Origin of the sequence: Chryseobacterium sp. AG844 (assembly GCF_003182335.1) — a bacterium.
In the GTDB taxonomy this organism is placed as follows: Bacteria; Bacteroidota; Bacteroidia; order Flavobacteriales; family Weeksellaceae; genus Chryseobacterium; species Chryseobacterium cupriresistens.
The window spans coordinates 229,696-246,030 of record NZ_QGTV01000004.1; the positions used below are offsets into that span (position 1 = coordinate 229,696).

The 16,335-nt window shown below is 38.0% G+C and carries 12 protein-coding genes; 1 reads left to right on the forward strand and 11 read right to left on the reverse strand.

Annotated elements, in window-relative coordinates:
- From DEU40_RS06650 to DEU40_RS06670, 5 genes are read right to left on the reverse strand one after another with little or no spacing between them, the layout of a single operon-like run.
- Positions 1–690, reverse strand: coding sequence for a c-type cytochrome (locus tag DEU40_RS06650; protein ID WP_110009109.1), 690 nt, complete (start codon positions 688–690; stop codon positions 1–3).
- A gap of 1 nt (position 691) precedes the next feature.
- On the reverse strand, positions 692–1,213 hold the full coding sequence (locus DEU40_RS06655) for a DUF3341 domain-containing protein (RefSeq protein WP_027371993.1): 522 nt from the start codon (positions 1,211–1,213) through the stop codon (positions 692–694).
- Positions 1,200–2,597, reverse strand: coding sequence for an NrfD/PsrC family molybdoenzyme membrane anchor subunit (nrfD, locus tag DEU40_RS06660; protein WP_034691792.1), 1,398 nt, complete (start codon positions 2,595–2,597; stop codon positions 1,200–1,202). The genes DEU40_RS06655 and nrfD overlap by 14 nt, the downstream gene beginning before the upstream one ends.
- 25 nt (positions 2,598–2,622) lie before the next feature.
- On the reverse strand, positions 2,623–5,685 hold the full coding sequence (locus DEU40_RS06665; protein WP_110009110.1) for a TAT-variant-translocated molybdopterin oxidoreductase: 3,063 nt from the start codon (positions 5,683–5,685) through the stop codon (positions 2,623–2,625).
- 23 nt (positions 5,686–5,708) lie between these two features.
- On the reverse strand, positions 5,709–7,067 hold the full coding sequence (locus DEU40_RS06670) for a c-type cytochrome (protein ID WP_110009111.1): 1,359 nt from the start codon (positions 7,065–7,067) through the stop codon (positions 5,709–5,711).
- A 184-nt stretch (positions 7,068–7,251) separates the two neighbouring features.
- Between DEU40_RS06670 and DEU40_RS06675 the strand changes: the two genes are divergently transcribed.
- Positions 7,252–7,809 (forward strand): sporulation protein, encoded by a 558-nt coding sequence (locus DEU40_RS06675; protein WP_110009112.1) that lies wholly within the window; start codon positions 7,252–7,254, stop codon positions 7,807–7,809.
- Positions 7,810–7,863: 54 nt separating this feature from the next.
- On the opposite strand, the gene DEU40_RS06680 is transcribed toward DEU40_RS06675, so the two are convergent.
- From DEU40_RS06680 to DEU40_RS06705, 6 genes are all read right to left on the reverse strand, one after another.
- Positions 7,864–9,141: a DUF6080 domain-containing protein gene (locus DEU40_RS06680; protein WP_228406455.1), complete on the reverse strand. Its 1,278-nt coding sequence runs from the start codon at positions 9,139–9,141 to the stop codon at positions 7,864–7,866.
- A 74-nt stretch (positions 9,142–9,215) separates the two neighbouring features.
- Positions 9,216–10,079 carry a T9SS type A sorting domain-containing protein gene (locus DEU40_RS06685; RefSeq protein ID WP_110009113.1) on the reverse strand — a complete coding sequence of 288 codons (864 nt, stop codon included), beginning with the start codon at positions 10,077–10,079 and terminating at the stop codon, positions 9,216–9,218.
- 86 nt (positions 10,080–10,165) lie between these two features.
- The gene (locus DEU40_RS06690) at positions 10,166–11,707 is read right to left on the reverse strand and encodes a protein adenylyltransferase SelO (protein WP_110009114.1); all 1,542 of its coding nucleotides are present in this window, start codon (positions 11,705–11,707) and stop codon (positions 10,166–10,168) included.
- Positions 11,708–11,782: 75 nt separating this feature from the next.
- Positions 11,783–14,161, reverse strand: a complete 2,379-nt coding sequence (locus DEU40_RS06695) for a transglycosylase domain-containing protein (RefSeq protein WP_110009115.1) — start codon at positions 14,159–14,161, stop codon at positions 11,783–11,785.
- A 6-nt stretch (positions 14,162–14,167) separates the two neighbouring features.
- Entirely contained in the window at positions 14,168–14,632 is a 465-nt protein-coding gene (locus tag DEU40_RS06700) for a gliding motility lipoprotein GldH (protein WP_110009116.1), read from the reverse strand.
- Positions 14,625–16,019 (reverse strand): stage 0 sporulation family protein, encoded by a 1,395-nt coding sequence (locus tag DEU40_RS06705; RefSeq protein ID WP_110009117.1) that lies wholly within the window; start codon positions 16,017–16,019, stop codon positions 14,625–14,627. Before DEU40_RS06705 ends, DEU40_RS06700 begins: the two co-directional genes overlap by 8 nt.
- Positions 16,020–16,335: the final 316 nt, after the last annotated feature.

A 16,335-nucleotide genomic window follows, 5' to 3' on the forward strand; every position in this document is an offset into this window, starting at 1 on the left:
TTATTTTTTAGTTTCGGTAGTCGTTTCAGTTGTTGCTGGTGCCGCCGCTGTAGCTGCTGCCGGTGCTGCTGCTCCTTTTTTGAAAGCACTCATCACATACATTGCTACTCTCCATCTGTCTCCTGCGTTCAATTGTCCCGCATAAGATCCCATGGCATTTCTACCGTTTGTTAATACATAATGAACAGATCCTACAGTAAGTTCTCTGTCAGCATAGTTTGGCACTCCGGAGAATGCTCCACTTTGTACGATAGGTCCTTGTCCGTCACCTCCTGTTCCGTGGCATGCAGCACAAGTGTGATCAAACAATATTTTACCTCTTTCAAGATCCTTCGCTGCATTAGCTGGGTTCAAAGGAGATACTGTAAGTTTTTTAGAGGCTTCATACCCTGCGTTGTACTCGTCAACATTTTTAGGTAATAAGCTTTCTTCAAAAACTCCATCTTTATTCTGAGCAACTGATCCTTCTACCGGAGAAAGACCTGTTGCACCATTATTTTTAACAAAAGCAGGAATTTCATTTTCATGATCTGAATAAGCATCCTGAGCTTTCATCAACGGATCATAAGCTACCGGAAAATACATGTCCGGGAAATATACCAACGGAGTGTTCTCCTTTGGTCCGCAAGAGTTAAGTAAAACTGTTGTTAAACCTAAAACCGCTGTAATTTTTAATACATTCTTTTTCATTTTAAGCGTCTTTAACAGTTATTTCTTCAACTCCAGTTTCAATAAGCAACTGTTTTACAGATTCTACATCTTCAGTTACGAATTCCATCATGAATTTATCATCAGTAGTTCTTGGATCCGGATTCTGAGCAGGAGCTCCTGGATACATTTTGTTTCTAACCAGAAAAGTTAAAGACATCATGTGAGCTGCACAGAATACCATTAATTCGAACATTGGAACTACGAATGCCGGCATGTTGTGTCCCCAGTCAAAAGCTGGTTTACCACCGATATTCTGAGGCCAGTCGTGATTCATCACATACCAGGTAAGAGTAGCACCGATCGTTACACCATAACAAGCATAGATGAAAGCAGCATCAGAAATTCTGGTTTTCTTTAAACCTAAAGCTTTGTCTAGTCCGTGAACCGGAAACGGAGTATAAACTTCGTTAATTGCGATTCCTTTATCGTTGAATGCTTTAACGCCGTTCATTAAATCGTCGTCATCAGCATAAAGTCCGTATACAATTTTAGTGGTGCTCATCTCCTTCTTTTGCTTTATAAGTTTCACCTGAGATTTTCAAAATCGATTTTAATTCAGCCTGTGCAATTACAGGGAATGTTCTTGCGTATAATAAGAATAATACAGAGAAGAATCCGATTGTTCCTAAGTATACACCCACATCAATGATCGTTGGCTTAAACATAGTCCATGATCCTGGTAAGTAGTCTCTTGAAAGGTTGATAACGATGATATCAAAACGCTCAAACCACATACCGATGTTGATGATTAATGCAACAATGAATGTCCAGATAATGTTCGTTCTTAGTCTCTTGAACCAGAAAGAAGCAGGAATCACAAGGTTACAGATGATCAATGACCAGAATGCCCACCAGTAAGGTCCTACAGCAGCACCCGGAGAAAGATATGTGAAATCTTCAAATCTGGATCCTGAGTACCATCCGATGAAATATTCAGTGGCATAAGCTACAGTTACCATACCACCCGTTAAGATGATTACGATGTTCATAATTTCGATATGATACATTGTAATATATTCTTCTAAGTGACATACTTTTCTTGCAACCAACAATAAGGTCTGTACCATTGCAAATCCTGAGAAGATCGCACCGGCAACGAAATAAGGAGGATAGATTGTTGAGTGCCATCCTTTAATTACCGAAGTTGCGAAGTCAAAAGATACGGTAGTGTGTACTGAGAATACAAGTGGAGTTGCCAAACCTGCAAGAACCAAAGAAAGTTCTTCGAATCTTTGCCAGTGTTTTGCTTTACCACCCCAACCGAATGCAAGGAATGTATAAATTTTCTTAGTCCAAGGAGTTTTCGCTCTATCTCTGATCATTGCAAAGTCAGGGATTAGTCCCATGAACCAGAATACAGTTGATACTGAGAAATACGTAGAGATCGCAAATACGTCCCAAAGTAGAGGAGAGTTGAAGTTCCCCCAAAGAGAACCGAATTGGTTTGGTAAAGGGAATACCCAGTATCCAACCCAAACTCTACCCATGTGGATTACAGGGAAGATTGCTGCCTGTACAACCGCAAAGATCGTCATCGCCTCTGCAGATCTGTTTACAGACATTCTCCATCTCTGTCTAAATAATAATAATACTGCGGAGATTAGGGTCCCGGCGTGACCGATACCTACCCACCATACGAAGTTGGTAATATCCCAACCCCAGTTAATAGTTCTGTTAAGCCCCCATGCTCCAATACCTGTCCCGATAGTGTAAGCGATACAGCCGAATCCATAGAGGAATAGAACTAGTGCAGCATATAATGAGATCCACCATAATTTACCTGCTCTTTCTTCGATAGGTCGTGCGATATCTTCTGTAATATCGTGATAAGTTTTGTGACCAATAATTAGAGGTTCCCTTATCGGAGCTTCGTAATGTCCTGACATTTTTTACCTATTTATTATTTAAACTTTATTTTTCTACTCTGTTTCTTACTTTAGTGTGATAGAACACGTTTGGTTTTGTTCCGATCTCCTCTAGTAAATAATATCTTCTGTTAGATGCATATTGCTCTCTGATCGAAGAATCTTTATCATTCATGTCTCCAAATGTCATTGCTCCAGTAGAACAAGCTTTAGAACAAGCAGTCTGGAATTCTCCATCCTTCACTCTTCTTCCTTCTTTCTTAGCCTCAAGAATTGTATTCTGAGTCATTTGGATACACATTGAACATTTCTCCATTACCCCTCTAGTTCTTACAACTACGTCCGGGTTAAGTACCATTCTTCCTAAATCATTGTTCATGTTGAAATCGAACTTGTCATTTAGGTTATAAGTAAACCAGTTGAAACGTCTTACTTTGTATGGACAGTTGTTTGCACAATATCTTGTACCGATACATCTGTTGTAAGCCATATGGTTTTGACCTTGCTTACCGTGTGAAGTAGCCGCTACCGGACATACAGTTTCACATGGAGCGTGGTTACAGTGCTGACACATTACTGGCTGGAAGATCACATCCGGATTATCAGCAGGGTGGTTCAATGCACCTCCTTCTTTGTTGAATGCAGTACCGTATAATTCTGGTACAGCCATTCCTTCTTTTAACCCTTCGTATACTTCTACCGTTTGTCTTGAAGAATAGTAACGGTCAATTCTTAACCAGTACATATCTCTGGACATTCTTACTTCTTCTTTACCTACTACAGGAACGTTGTTTTCTGCCTGACAAGCAATGATACATGCTCCACAACCAGTACAAGAGTTCAGGTCGATAGATAAGTTGAAGTGAGGACCATCTGTATCATCAAAAGCATCCCAAAGGTCGATTTTTCTCGCTGGAAGTGCTCCGCTGATCGTGTGGTATTCCAAAGGTTTGTTCCATCCTTTGTGCTCATCATCGAAAGCTACGTTGATGAAATCTGCCAAAGGAACTTCCTTCGCGATTTCATAACGACCCATCAATGTATTTTGAAGCTGGATACCTGCGAATTCGTGATCTTCTCCTGTTTTCTCAATTTTAACACCTGAAAGAACAAGGTTAGAACCGTCAAATAAAGGATAAGCATTTACACCGGTATCAGCAGTTGCTCCTGAGTTTTTCTTACCATAACCAAGCGCAAGACCTACAGATCCTTCAGCTTGTCCAGGTTGTACGAATACAGGAACATCTTTTATTGTTACTCCGTTTACAGTAAGGTTTACGATAGAACCATCCAGCTGCATTCTTGCATTAAGATCGTTATCAATTCCGAACTTTTCTGCGTCTTTTGGAGAAATTGTCAGATAGTTATCCCAAGACATTCTTGTGATTGGGTCAGGTAACTCTTGTAACCAAGGGTTGTTTGCCTGAGTACCATCTCCCATTGAAGTCTTAGTGTATAATACTAATTCTAATTCAGAAGCTTTAAAGTTTCCTAGTTCAGCAACAGCCTGAGCAGCGTTTCCACCTGCATAAGCTAAAGTAGTTGCGTTGGTAGAAGCGTTGATACCGTTATACAATGCTTTGTTGAAAGAAGTACCACCTAAAAGAGAAGCAGAGTTTGCTTTTAAATAATCGTAGTAATTGTTTGCTGCATTGTTTTTTCCGTTCTTCCAAACCAATAGAGATTCTTCAATCTGTCTTGATTTGTAGATTTTCTGGATTGTAGGCTGCATTAATGAATATACTCCTGTCTGTGGTTCGATATCTCCCCAAGACTCCAGCCAGTTGGCTACAGGAATTACAGCTTTCGCTGCTTTGTACATTTCATTTTTCTTATCTGCTACAGCAATTACGTAAGGAACTTTAGATAAAGATTTCTTGAAATCTTCTCCTTTTGGATGAGAATAAATAGGGTCTACGTTGTTGGTAACCAATACACCAACTTGTCCACCGTTTATCCATCCCAGGAATTCCTGGTATCTTGCTCCGTCAAATTCTTTAAGGAAGTTTGCTTTACCTGTGAAAGCTACTGAACCTAATTTCTGGTTGATTAAGTGTGCTAAAACCTGTGCTCCTTTAGAACCGTCAGCAAAAACAACAGCTTTGCTGCCTTTTGCTTTCAATTCGTTAGCAATTTCAGTTGCAGTCTTATCAGAAGTACCGCCACCTACGATTGCGTTGTAAACTTCAACTAAAGTTTTGTTTACAGCACTTGGTTTTAATCTGTATCTTGAGTCAGCATTAGCACCGGTTAATGACATGTTAGATTCCACCTGAATGTGTCTCAACATGTTTGGTCCTGGCTTTCTAGCTGCTGCATAAGAAGTTTCTAAGCTTGAAGCGTTATAGTCTCCTAAGAAATCAGCCTGGAAAGAAACTACCAATTCAGAACCTTTAAGGTCATAAACAGGTAATGCTCTTTGTCCGAATACTTCCTGAGCTGCATCTAATCCTGCAGAGTAAGGGAAAGCATCATATGTTACTAATTCAGCTGTAGGATATTTAGCTTTGAATTCAGCGAATAACTTTTTGAAAGTTGGTGAAGCAAAAGAGTGTGATAAAACCACAATCTTTTTGCCAGACGCTTTAGCTTCTTCCAACCCTTTAATAACAAAACTGTCTACTTTATCGAAAGTTTCATCTTTACCATCCAGTTTAGGCTGCTTTACTTTATCATTATCATAAAGAGAAAGTACACTTGCCTGAGCTCTTGCGTTAGTTTTACCTAAATCGCCGCCAGCTGGGTTGGGTTCAATTTTGATAGGTCTACCTTCACGGGTTTTTACCAAAACACTAGCAAAGTCGAAACCGTCAAAATAGGTTGAAGCGTAATAATTAGGGATTCCCGGAATAATATCATGCGGTTTTACCACGTAAGGAATCGTTTTGATTACCGGAGCTTCGCAGGCAGCTAAGGTAACTGCTGCTGTAGAGAATCCTAGTAATTTAAGGAAATCTCTTCTTGAAGTACTTGATCCGTTTTTCTCAGCATCTCCAAGGAAATCTTCTACCGGAATTTCTTCCTGAAACTCTTTCTGAGCCAGCTTATTATTCAAAGCCGGATCTTTAAGTTCATGAATACTTCTGAATTGTATTTTGTTTGAAGCCATTTATACTTCTAATTTTTTAGTTATTAATAATGACATTTACCACACTCAAGACCTCCAATTGCATCTACAGTGATCTTACCTCCATCTTGTGGATATTGTTTTTTCAACTTGTCATGTAGATTTTTGAAGTACTCTTTATTATAACCGTTGTTCATATCAACTTCAGTCGTTCTGTGGCACTCGATACACCATCCCATAGTAAAGTCGTTAGCCATCTGAACAACATTCATTGTATCAATTTTACCGTGACAAGCTTTACATACAACATCAATTTTGTTGTTAGGATTCTTTTTGTTGAAAGAATTGATGATCGCCTGTTCCCCAGCAATTACGTGCTGAGAGTGGTTGAAGTAAACGAAGTCTGGCATGTTGTGGATTCTTGTCCATTCAACTGGCTGTGTTTTTCCTGTGTACTGTTGTTTTGCAGGATCCCAACCTGTTGCTGCGTAGATCTTCTGGATTTCACCGTCATAGAATGCCTTGTCTTTTCCAGGCTCCATGTAGTGATCTGCGTTGTATTCAGAAATTGTTCTGTGACAGTTCATACAAACGTTCATAGAAGGAATTTCAGATACTTTTCCGTATTTAGCACTGGAGTGACATAACTGACAGTCAATTTTCTGTTCTCCGGCGTGAATTTTGTGAGAGAAGTAGATAGGCTGCTCAGGTTTGTACCCTTTGTAAACCCCGATCCACATTAGCCAGTTCCATACTCCGTAAGCAGCTAAAATAGCAAGGATTGCCAATAGACCTTTACCAATGAAGTGGAACTTCTCATACATTTCGCTGAAAGAACGAACTCTTGTTTCATTAAGTCCGGCTAAATCTTCAGACTGACCTAGTTTTACTAATTGTCTTAGTTTAACCAAGATCCAAACCAGTAAACCTGCGATCGCTAAAAGTGAAATGATTACAACGTTTGTAGTAGTTTTGTCTGCAGGTGCTGCCGCAGCAGCGTCAGTTGCAGGAGTTGCTTCCGGCTTTTTCTCCTCCGGAGCAGGAGGGTTAGTTGTGAAAGCTAAAATGTCGTCAATATCCTTATCTGTAAGATTTGGAAAGACCTGCATTTCAGTCTTATTAAACTTTTCAAAAATCTCATTAGCGTATTTATCCCCAGAAGCTCTCAGAGCTTTGTTGTCTTTGATCCACTTGTGAAGCCAATCTTTGTCTACACCACCTTCTGTCTTTACTCGTTCTACAACCCCTTTTAATGGTGGTCCTACAACTTGTTTGTCCAGCGCGTGACATGCAGTACAATTCGCTTTGAAAAGTTTCTCTCCGTTTTTAGGATCGCCGTCTTGCCCGTAAAATGAAGCACTGGTTGATAGCAATAAGCCTATCGCGATCAACGTTTTTTTATAATGCTTTCTCCAACTAATCATTTAAATTATCTTATGTTAGTAAATTATTGAACATTCAATCAATTCCGCAAAAATAATATTTTTAACAGGAATTTAACGGTATATCGAAAAGGGAAAATATCATTTACGTTTAATTTGTATTGATTCTAAATAACCAGTTTGGTATAGTTTTTTAATTTGTATAAATTTGCGGAAACAAGTTTAAATGAGAAATCTAATCAAAATATTTTCGATATTATCATTATTTGGATTTTATAATATTGAAGCACAGCAAGTTGTTAAAAAGGACACCCTGTCAGGAACAGAGCTTGTAATGACAATGGATTCCAAAATAAATGCTGCTTTGGAGGCAATTGAAGGGAAATGTGCTAAAACTGCGCCAACAAATTCTTCCAGAGATTTCAGTAATAATGATAGTGGAATTTCTACAGGAATAACTACAAAACCACCTAAGATCTTTGTGCCAAGCAGAGAACTTACCAATGCTGAAATCTGTAAGAAAAATCCTAGAATTTTAGGGTTTAAAATTCAGATTACAACAGTGAAAAGTAATGAAGAAGCCAACGAGGTGAAGTCTTATTTCAGAAAAAGATTTCCCAACCTGAAAGTGGAAACAGATGCGTCTTTAAGACCCAACTATAAGATTTTAGCCGGAAGTTATTTCACAAAACAAAGTGCTGCAAGTGATCTTTCCAGAATCAGAGAATACTTTAAATCTGCAGTAGCTGTACAGTATAGAATTTTCTGTGCCGAAGCAAAATAAAAGAATTTATTTCAACATAAAAAACAAAAAGCTGAGAAACATTCTCAGCTTTTTTTATTGGTAATATTGTTCCATAAACCAGAAAAATTCTGTCATTCTAAAAATATTGGCGGCGAGCAGATAAATGAATAACACTACAACCGTTAATGTTAGCAATGACATGATTTTAGGTGATGATCTGTACGCAAAAAAGAGCCATCCTAAAAGCAAAGGATATACAAAAACAAAATGTCCTCCGTAAATGTAGGAAGTATGAAGACCAAACCTCATCACACAATGGATCGCAATGTCAATGAAAAATGAAATGGCAATCACCTGAACCCATTTATTTTTGAAATTTTTACAATAACTCCAAATGATCAGAATCAACAGCAGGATTACAAAAAAGTAAGGAAACACTGACGAATAAAGGTCCATGTAAAGGCCTTTGAAATTAAAGCCTTTCATATTATGCTTGTCTGACATAATAAATCCGGGGAAAAGAATATTACCTCCGAAAAAGAACGAAAGGATCATATCCCATGCCGGCATCGACTTTACATTGGAGAACTTTTCATATTGCTGATTTGTTTTTGAAAAGATATTCTGATATTTAAAATCAATTCTGTTCAAATAAAGAAGTACAAAACAGATCATAGAGACTGTCACTCTAAGCGCTGCATTTCCGAATTTTTTCCAGTTTCTGAAAAGTCCTTTTTCAAATAAAAGTGGGATGAAAACTTTTACAATGTTTGTAATGGTAAGCCCTCCGATAGTAATCCCAGCCAGTGATAAAGCTGTTGCAGGTATTTTTTCTTCCTTCTTTAGTTTTATTGCTGCATAGTGGTTGTATAATGAGAGTAAAAATAAAGTGTAGGTAAAATTTTCCGGGGTGAATGACAAGATTATATTAGTGGAAAAAGCTCCAAAGAATAATATGATTAAAAGGCATAACCATAAAGGAAGCTGAATGATATTCTTTACATATTTAAATACCTGAATAATGTTTAATGTAATGATAATATTACTTAACCATGCCAGTGTAAGTCTGAAATTGGCGTCCATTTTTCCTCCTGAAATAAATAATGAAAATTCTCTTACCCAGTTAAAAAAATAGTAGGACAGAGGGTGTCTTTCAAAGCTGCCTCCTGTCATAAGGATCGATTTGTTATCAAAACTGAAATAAGCATCCCATGGGATTCTATTGTCAAAAATAATTCTGTAATGCAGGGCTATATAAGATCCTAATATTCCATAACAGATCATGAAAAACAGAAATACCGCCAGTTCGGTATAGGTGGATGGGAAAACCAGTTTTAAAAAATGGATAAATTTTGTTTTGATATAAGACACGTGTCAAATTTTTTGCAAAAGTAAAATAAAAAAACCACCAAAATTGGTGGTTGTAAAAGTTTGTATAGACGTTCTTACTGTTTGATTACTTTCTCGGTTTTGGATGTTCCATCAGAGAAGTCTACTTTTAGTAAGTAAGTTCCTTTTGGAAGTGACGAAATATCTGTAGTTTCAGAATTGTTTGTACTTATAGTTTTACCTGAGATATCAATTACAGATGTAGCTTTGATTTTTTTATCTGTTTTAATGCTGACTGTACCTTTTGTAGGATTCGGATAAACTGAAAGGTTATCCACTTTTGTTTTTGAGACTTCAGATGTACCAAGAGTTCCGTTAGCGATAACCTGTACATCATCAATAGAAACAGCATCAGCATCATTGGCAACATACTGGAACCGTATTTTTACGTTAGCTTGCCCTACATATGCAGCAAGACTTTTCTGTACAGTAACCGTATTATAAAAATCTGTATCGATATTACCATCACCGTCATCGGTAAAACCAGGTTCATCGTCTTCATTCCAGACAGTGGTCCAGTTGGTTCCTCCGTCTGTTGAAATCTGTGCCAGAAGATTTCCCTGGTTAAGACTTATCATATAACCCCAGCCAACTTTTACTTTGAAACTAAAGGTTGGGCTTGTAGCTCCTACCAGACTGAATGTCGGGCTTACAAGATTTGCTGTATTAGCTCCGGATATCCAGTCAATCGTGGCTGAATTATTACCCGCGATAGTAAATCTTGTTTTTAATTCAATTGAAGAAGCGGAACTACCTGAAAAGACATTGCCTGTTAGGTCCCATGCTCTGGATACATTAGTGTTTGATTTTGTCCACCCTGCAGGAGGAAATGTTGTTCCTTCAAAATTTTCCGAAAGTAGAGTTTGCGCATTTCCCAATATAGAAGAGACTAAGAAGATGAATAGTAATTTTGTTTTCATTTGGTTTACGTTTAAAGTTGACAGTAAAAGTAATAAAAAAATGAAAATAATTACATGTTTTTTAATTTTTTATGAATAATAATCAATTATGAACTACATGAAAGTGTGGAACATCCCGCTGTATCATCATATCCCGACGGCCTTTTGACGGAGAATTCAGGGTAGATTTCCTGATATGGATTTTCAAGAGCTTTGGTAAGCTTTTCCAGCATTTCCTTTTTACCGTTGCTGATCTCATCGATGCATTCGTAAAGAAGATAATTTCGAAGGATGAATTTTGGGTTTGTTTTTTCCATCATGGCTAAAGATTCTTCTCTGGAAATAGAGTTTAATTCTAATCTTGATCTATAACTTTTGATGAAATTATTAAGTTTTGTCAGCTTTTCTTCGTCCAAAATAATATAAGAGACCTCTTTAAAGTGCTCTGATATATTGGTGTCTTGAGTTGTTTTTACCAGTTGATTGAAAAACAGAGTATAATCCAGCTGAAGCTCTTGCATAAGACCTTGCCAGTTGGTGAAGAAATCCTCATCTTCTTTTCGCAGCTGATCAAATCCGAACTTTCTGCAAAGCATCTGGTCGTGGGCTTCCCAAAAATAGGTGCCAAAATTATTTAAAGTATCTTCCAAAAACTTTTCATCTTTGATTAATGGATGAAGAGCATTGGCCAGCTGCCAAAGATTCCACTGAGCGATCTGTCCCTGTTTTCCGAAAGCATATCTTCTTCCTGGAAGATCTGTAGTGTTGGGAGTAAAATTCAAATCATATTCATCCATCATGGAATAGGGGCCGTAATCAATCGTTAAACCGAGAACAGACATGTTGTCTGTATTCATTACTCCGTGTACAAAGCCTACTCTGAACCATTCAACCATCAAGTCGGCAGTCCGGGTAGATATATTTTCAAAGAAGTCTCTGTATTTTTTGTCGTCAGTTGATGTAATTTCCGGATAATAGTTTTCAATGGTAAAGTCGGCAAGCTCCTGAAGATTGTTGTATTCTCTTTGGGCAGACATGAGTTCAAAATGTCCGAAACGTAAAAAACTTTCAGCAGTTCTGATAACCACTGCACCTTTTTCCAGTTTTGGATTTCCGTTATACATGATGTCACGCATTACATCTTCCCCTGTGAAAGCCAGGCTAAGCGCTCTGGTTGTAAGAATGCCCAGGTGATACATGGCCTCACTCATCAGGTATTCACGTACAGAAGATCTTAACACAGCTCTTCCATCGGCATGTCTGGAGTAGGGTGTTGCTCCGGCTCCTTTCCACTGAATCTCGGTCTTTTTTCCTGCCTCATTGATAATTTCACCTGCAAGAATAGCCCTTCCGTCTCCCAGCTGTCCTGCCCAGTTTCCGAACTGATGTCCTGCATACGCTGTGGCATAGGTTCGGACGTTTTCGGGAAGGTTATTTCCCACCAGAAAGTCCAGGTCTTTATCTTCATATTTGCCCAGGCCTATTTCCTCTGATAAGGCTTCGTTAAAAGCTATCAACTCAGGTTTGTCAAAGCCGGCAGGTTTAATGGTGGCAAATAAAACCTTTGGAGTGTTTCTCTGCATAGGGTTGTTGGAGAAATCACCGGGAAAAGTTTCAATAAATGGCTGTCTGATGCGTTCGATATTCATGCTTCAAAGGTATTAATTATAAAAGAAAAGACCTTCCAGATTATTGAAAGGTCTTATGTATTTCTAAAAGAGAATTTATTTATTGAAATCTACTTCATCATTGGAATGAAGGTTTTCATTGATGTTGTCCTCTTTCTTTTCTGTTGGTTTTTTAGGCGTTGGATCTGCCGGCCTTGGATTTTTGATCTCATCAATGGTTTGAAGGCTTCCTTCATCTCCATATCCTCCGCTTAATCCTTTAAGGTTTGAACATCCGTCTTTCCAGTCTGAAGGTTTTACAAACTTATCATCAGGGGTAACTCCCAGGCTCTTATCTGCCCATACTTTCTTCATGAATATAGCCCAGATTGGCAATGCCATTTTCGCACCCTGACCTTCACCTGTTCCATAAAAGTGGGTAGCTCTGTCTTCCCATCCAACCCATGCTCCGGTTGCTAATTTTGGAGTAATTCCCATAAACCATCCATCAGAGTTGTTTTGAGTTGTTCCTGTTTTGGCAGCAATTTCTACTGCTTTTGAAATTCCTCTTCTTCCCAGTTCTCCGGAAGCGGTTCCGTATTGTGCAACACCTTTCATCAGTTCAATCATGGTGTAAGCATACATTGGGTTCATTACTTCCTTAGGTTCCACGTTTACTTCCTTGATGACTCTACCGTTGGCATCTTCAATTCTCCAGATCATTTCTGGTTTGTTATAGTTACCATAGTTGGCAAAAGTACTGTAAGCACCAAGCATTTCGTAAATTGTAATGTCTGATGAACCTAAAGCAATTGTATTGTTTCTTGGAATATCTTCTGTTACTCCCAGATCTCTTGCCGTCTGGATTACAGCGTCTACTCCTGTCATTTCAATAAGTCTTGCGGCAACAGGGTTTTGAGAATGTGCCAATGCATCTTTTAAAGTTAGCATTCCGCCTCTTCCCGGTACATGCCATCCGTTATGATCGTATGTTCCGTTAGAAACAGCTGAACAAGGTGTCATTCCGAGTTTCATAATCGCAGTGGCATATACGAAAGGCTTAAATGTGGATCCTACCTGTCTCTTACCTTGCTTGATGTGATCATACTGGAAGTGCTGCCAGTCTATACCACCTACCCATGCTTTGATTTCTCCTGTTCCCGGAACCATAGACATTAAACCTGCCTGTGCAATTTGTTTATGATATCTGATAGAATCCCATGGAGACATTTCTATCTCTTCTTCTCCGTTCCATGTGAATCTTGAAGTTTTGATAGGTTTTTTGAATTCCATCATGATAGAATCATCAGGCATACCGTCTGCTTTCAACATCTTGTATCTTCCGGTTCTTTTCATAGCCTGAACCATCACATCATTGATTTGTTTGTCGTTCAGATAGTAGAAAGGTCTGTTCTTTCTTCCTCTTTGTTCCGCATCAAATCTTTTCTGAAGATCCGTTAAGTGCTCCTTAATTGCCTCTTCCGCATATTTCTGCATTTTAGAATCAAGGGTAACGTATATTTTTAAACCGTCTTTGTAAAGGTTTAGTTTTTTGCCGGTTTCTTTTTCGTGAGTTTCAAGATATTTATCAATCTCTTTTCTCAGATAAAACTTGTAATAGGCAGAATAATCATCGTTAATATTTTTGATTGGATGATAATCTAATGCAATAGGTGTTGCAACTGCTTTGTCAAACGTAGCCTGATCTATGTAGCCTGTTTTCAGCATTTGATCCAAAACAACATCTCTTCTCGCTTTTGCTCTTTCCGGATTTCTCATTGGGTTGTTTTTTACCGGATTTTCAAGCATAGCAACAAACATGGTTGCTTCGGGTAAAGTAAGTTCGGAGGTCTTCTTGTTAAAGTATATTTTGGAAGCCATTTCAATTCCGTTGGCATTGTAAAGGAAATCAAACTTATTGAAATACAATGTTACAATTTCTTCTTTGGTATATCTCTTTTCAAGACTTACAGCCACTACCCATTCTTTCAGCTTTTGAAAAACAGCCTTAATTTTATTATCTGCTCTTTTCCCTGTGAAAAGTAATTTTGCCAGCTGCTGGGTGATGGTAGATCCTCCACCTCGGCCGCCACCAAAAACTACTGCTCTGGCAACAGACTGAAGGTCAATTCCTGAATGTTCTTTGAAACGCTCATCTTCTTTAGCCTGAAGCGCATAGATAAGGAAAGGAGGAAGGTCCTTATAAACAATGGGCTGAGTTTTTTCTTTTTCGAATTTACCCAAGGTTACTCCGTCTGAAGAAATGATCTCAGAAGCAACAAAGATGTCCGGATTTTCAAGTTCTTTTACATCAGGCATTTCACCAAGGAATCCTTGGGAAACCGAAAAGAAAAGTACTGAAATTCCAAGAACTACCGCGATGAGTCCTATCCAAATAAATGAAACCCATTTTCTCCAGGAGGTATCTTTCTTTTTCTTGGGAGGCAGAGGAAATGTTTTCCCCTTATTTCCTGCATTTTTTTTGTTTTCTTCCATTTATGGTTACGGTTTAGCCGTTTCTATTTTTACCCCAATATCCTCAATTCCCGGAAGGTTGTCGTTTCTCATCGCCTGGGTAAGACCGATTTCATATTTTCCTTTTCCTGGAAACTGGTAATTTACTTTATACTGAAACAAAGTTTCTTTCGTATCACCAAACCCTGTACCAAGCCATTCTCCGTTTGGTTTAGCCAGAACATAATTTAAAGTGTCTGTTTCCTTTTTTTTGTTCTGTAGATTGGTGAAATTCACTATAAACCTTATATTGCTGTAAGGATAAGTGTTGTTATTTCTTACGACAAATATAATATTTTTAGGATTCTGCGGATCTGAAACTTCAAGATTAAATTTTTGTTCACTTTTCTTATTCCATTTGTTATCAACGGAATTCATAATGACATCTCCTCCTGAGGAAGAGTTGCAGCTAAAGAAAAGGATAAGTGAAAGTAATCCTAAAATTTTATGCATTATTATCTTTTTTTGGAGGGTATCTCTTTTTGAATTTTTTCTTGTTTGGATTGTTCTGTGGTTTCTTATCAGCATCAGAGTTGTTCACCGCTTTTTCCACAGCTACTTTTTGCTGCGGGTGCTGCTTTTGAGGTCTTGGCTGATTGGCAGACTGGGCATTTGGGTTTTCGGTTTTTTCAGATCTTTCCGGCCTTTCGTTTTTCTCCGGTCTGTTTCTTTTCTGTCCTTGTCCCTGACCTTGGTTTTGTGATCCCTGTTGTCCGTTATTCTGCTTATTCCTGTTTCTGTTTCCTCTGTTTTTCTTCTCAAATCGGTCCACATTATTTTCCTGGATCAGGTCAATAGTATGAGTAGAGGCTTCCGGCTGTTTCAAGTCTTCAAGAGGAAGCGTTTTTTCACCTCTTTTGTTTTTTGAAATCAGTTTTTTAACAAGATCAATATCGAAATCATACCATGCGATTGAACTATCCACATAAGCAAACCACATTTTCTTTTTGAAAACATCAATTTTGATACAGAATGCTTTTCCTTTTTCTGTTTCCAAAGTAGTTGAAGAAGAAGGGAAGTTGCTTAACGCATCCAGATAGCTGTCAAGCTCATAGTTAAGACAACATTTAAGCTTACCGCACTGTCCTGCAAGTTTCTGAGGGTTGATGCTCAGCTGCTGATATCTTGCAACGTTGGTGTTTACAGACCTGAAATCTGTAAGCCATGTAGAACAGCAAAGCTCACGTCCGCAAGATCCGATTCCGCCCACCTTGGCTGCTTCCTGTCTGAAACCAATCTGTTTCATATCAATTTTAGTACGGAAAGCTCCGGCGTAATCTTTGATTAATTGTCTGAAATCCACTCGGTTATCAGCGGTGTAGTAAAAGGTGATTTTTGAAGCATCCCCCTGATATTCCACATCAGTAACTTTCATTTCAAGACCTAATCTTTGTGCAATTTTTCTTGCTTCAAGCTTTACGCCATCTTCTTTTTTTCTTGCTTCCTGCCATACCTCAAGGTCTTTTTGGTTGGCCTGTCTGTATATTTTGAGTGCCGATTCTTCAGAAAACTTTTTCTTTTTCATCTGAATCTTTACTAATTCTCCCGTAAGGCTTACTACGCCTACATCGTGTCCCGGACTTGATTCTACTGTAATTACGCTACCTATATGTAAAGGAATATTATTTACATTTTTATAAAACGATTTTCTGTCATTTTTAAACCTAACTTCTACAAAATCACACCTGTTCGGTGCCGGATTGTTGATGTTAGAAAGCCAGTCAAAAACACTTAATTTATAACTATTCCCGCAGGTATTTACATTTTCACAGCCATTTGCGGTTTTTTTAGGGCCGCAAGAATGTGCAGAATCGCCGGATGTTTTACATCCACAACTCATATTTTCTATTATTTATAATCTGCAAATTTATGTATTTTTATCTTTATGCGATTCTAAAATACTTAAATAAGCTGAATTCGGCATAAAACATTTTCATATTTTGCCTAAGATGATGGCTGTAGGCTTAACCAGATGCTAATATTTATTCTATTTGTTTCCTTTAACATTTATTATCTTTTTACTTTCCTGTATTGCTTTTTCAGAGCATAATTGTTTAGTTTTAAACAACCGTTTAAAACTAAACAATGAATATGACTTGGTTTATCAACTGTATTAAATAGTTAATAATGATTATTTTGCATTTTATTTTCTTCGA

What these genes read in the sequence shown, in the direction of transcription:
- DEU40_RS06650 (WP_110009109.1), bottom strand. Translation starts at nt 690, where the DNA reads ATGAAAAAGAATGTATTAAAAATTACAGCGGTTTTAGGTTTAACAACA.
- DEU40_RS06655 (WP_027371993.1), bottom strand. Translation starts at nt 1,213, where the DNA reads ATGAGCACCACTAAAATTGTATACGGACTTTATGCTGATGACGACGAT.
- nrfD (WP_034691792.1), bottom strand. Translation starts at nt 2,597, where the DNA reads ATGTCAGGACATTACGAAGCTCCGATAAGGGAACCTCTAATTATTGGT.
- DEU40_RS06665 (WP_110009110.1), bottom strand. Translation starts at nt 5,685, where the DNA reads ATGGCTTCAAACAAAATACAATTCAGAAGTATTCATGAACTTAAAGAT.
- DEU40_RS06670 (WP_110009111.1), bottom strand. Translation starts at nt 7,067, where the DNA reads ATGATTAGTTGGAGAAAGCATTATAAAAAAACGTTGATCGCGATAGGC.
- DEU40_RS06675 (WP_110009112.1), top strand. Translation starts at nt 7,252, where the DNA reads ATGAGAAATCTAATCAAAATATTTTCGATATTATCATTATTTGGATTT.
- DEU40_RS06685 (WP_110009113.1), bottom strand. Translation starts at nt 10,079, where the DNA reads ATGAAAACAAAATTACTATTCATCTTCTTAGTCTCTTCTATATTGGGA.
- DEU40_RS06690 (WP_110009114.1), bottom strand. Translation starts at nt 11,707, where the DNA reads ATGAATATCGAACGCATCAGACAGCCATTTATTGAAACTTTTCCCGGT.
- DEU40_RS06695 (WP_110009115.1), bottom strand. Translation starts at nt 14,161, where the DNA reads ATGGAAGAAAACAAAAAAAATGCAGGAAATAAGGGGAAAACATTTCCT.
- DEU40_RS06700 (WP_110009116.1), bottom strand. Translation starts at nt 14,632, where the DNA reads ATGCATAAAATTTTAGGATTACTTTCACTTATCCTTTTCTTTAGCTGC.
- DEU40_RS06705 (WP_110009117.1), bottom strand. Translation starts at nt 16,019, where the DNA reads ATGAGTTGTGGATGTAAAACATCCGGCGATTCTGCACATTCTTGCGGC.